Raw genomic sequence first — 1689 nt, 5'->3', positions numbered from 1 at the left:
AAAAGCTATTGCAGAAGTTGAGGAAGAAACACAGGGAAATCGAAAGCCTAAAGCAGATGAGAGCCTCTGTAATTACGGGTTGGCTGAAAGTTTACAACCTACGGGAAGTGCAATATATGGCAGGACACCGTTATGTTAGCTCTACCGAAAACTACCTGATAAACGACCTTGAGGATCTACAGGAAGAAGTCAATAAATATCATCCGATAATATAAAAATGTAAATTTGTAGTAAAATGAATTGTATGAATATCGAAACCACAAAGTTAGAATTGATGCACTTGCTATTGCAGACGCAAAAAGAAAGCTTATTGGCGAAGCTAAAAAAAGTGTTTGACGAAGAGCAGACCGACTGGTGGGATGAAATGACCAAAGAAGAGCAAGACGAAATAAAAGCGGGATTATCACAAGCGGATAAAGGCGAATATAGTGCCAATGAAACTGTAATGAAACGTTTTGATAAATGGCATTAAACATCATCTGGACACCACAGGCAGATAAAGGATTACAAAATGTTCTTGACTATTTAGAAGAAGAATGGACAGAAAGAGAAATCCTAAATTTAGAACAACGATTAAAAGAGTTTTTAGAGCGTATTAGTAAGTACCCGAAAATCTGTCCACCAACGGGAAAATACAAAAATGTTCGCAAAGGATTGGTCGATAAAAACAATTATATCATCTATCGAACAAAGCCGAGAAAAGGCGTTATTGAATTAATCAATTTTAGAGGAACAAAACAAAAACCCCTTTAATAGAAAAATCCCCAGGGCAAAAAACCCGGCCAGTTCGTTCCTAACTTCCCCCTGTCTTTTTTGCCCTTCCGCGCGCCACCGCCTCTGCGGTCTTTACGTCACGATTTTTGTGGCCAACGCAAAAACGGCACATTACTTTTTACAATAAATTTTAGTTCTTAAAAATCGGTCATCATAAAAAGTAAAGAGCCGTTGCCAAAGCCCGAAACAAAAAATCCCACCATAAAAACCGCCCCAAGCTATGTTTACATAATTGGCATTATAAAACTGCCGACATCAGCCACCACGCCACCCAAGCCGTTGTTATAATGTAAATTATGTAAAATATCCGCTCTGCCAACGCTTTTTGCCGACGCTACTGCCAGCGCACTACGAGAAGTTAATATTTACTTCGTAACCAATCTTTGTGTCGCTCTATGCCGCTGGGCAACCATTTTAAAAGCTGAAGATTGCCAACGCTCAAAAAATCCACCGCCTAAATCTTCATCTTTTAAAACGGAAAGTTCCATCAAACGGAAAAACCTTTTAAAATGAGACAACCGCAGGGCGTTCAGTCTTCACAATCTTCTACAATCAAATTTAAAAACTTCAATCAAAGTTCCGCTATGGGCGTTGGAAGCTTGGGGCGCGTAGGCCGGTGTTGTTGGGTAGGGAGTATTTTACATAAAACGGGTTATAACTACGGCATTGATGGTGCGAGCAAGTATTATAACCCGTTTTATGTAACATACCGAGGAAAAGGGAGCAAGGGCAATACAGAGGAAGCTTGAAGAATGAAAGTGCTGGATTGCCATTGCGAGGGCTTTAATCCGAAGTGCTGAATTTTATTATCTTTACATCGGCTGAAAGGTCAAAACGTTCTTTATAAATTTTTGAAAAAGGAGCATTAGGAAGATTAAGGAAGTGTCCTTAAAAAAGATATTAGATTAGTTCCCC

General features: G+C 39.4%; 4 protein-coding genes and 1 pseudogene. 4 read left to right on the top strand and 1 reads right to left on the bottom strand.

The window, feature by feature from the left end; genetic code table 11:
- The 3 genes and pseudogenes from KIM67_RS18475 to KIM67_RS18465 form a co-directional block, all read left to right on the top strand.
- A pseudogene (locus KIM67_RS18475) lies at positions 1-215 on the top strand (hypothetical protein); the annotation flags it as partial.
- 29 nt (positions 216-244) lie between these two features.
- Positions 245-472: a hypothetical protein gene (locus tag KIM67_RS18470; protein WP_213833030.1), complete on the top strand. Its 228-nt coding sequence runs from the start codon at positions 245-247 to the stop codon at positions 470-472.
- The gene (locus KIM67_RS18465) at positions 463-753 is read left to right on the top strand and encodes a type II toxin-antitoxin system RelE/ParE family toxin (RefSeq protein ID WP_213833029.1); all 291 of its coding nucleotides are present in this window, start codon (positions 463-465) and stop codon (positions 751-753) included. Before KIM67_RS18470 ends, KIM67_RS18465 begins: the two co-directional genes overlap by 10 nt.
- Positions 754-1139: 386 nt before the next feature.
- Here KIM67_RS18465 and KIM67_RS18720 read toward each other — a convergent pair whose 3' ends face one another.
- Positions 1140-1262 (bottom strand): hypothetical protein, encoded by a 123-nt coding sequence (locus KIM67_RS18720; RefSeq protein WP_256442814.1) that lies wholly within the window; start codon positions 1260-1262, stop codon positions 1140-1142.
- Between the two features lie 21 nt (positions 1263-1283).
- Here KIM67_RS18720 and KIM67_RS18460 point away from each other — a divergent pair, with 21 nt between their 5' ends.
- Positions 1284-1523, top strand: a complete 240-nt coding sequence (locus KIM67_RS18460; protein ID WP_213833028.1) for a hypothetical protein — start codon at positions 1284-1286, stop codon at positions 1521-1523.
- The last annotated feature ends 166 nt before the right edge of the window (positions 1524-1689 follow it).

Source organism: Flagellimonas sp. 389 (genome assembly GCF_018449435.1).
In the GTDB taxonomy this organism is placed as follows: Bacteria; Bacteroidota; Bacteroidia; order Flavobacteriales; family Flavobacteriaceae; genus Flagellimonas.
The sequence above is the reverse complement of the archived record's forward strand: the minus strand, read 5'-3'. Positions and strand labels throughout refer to the sequence as shown.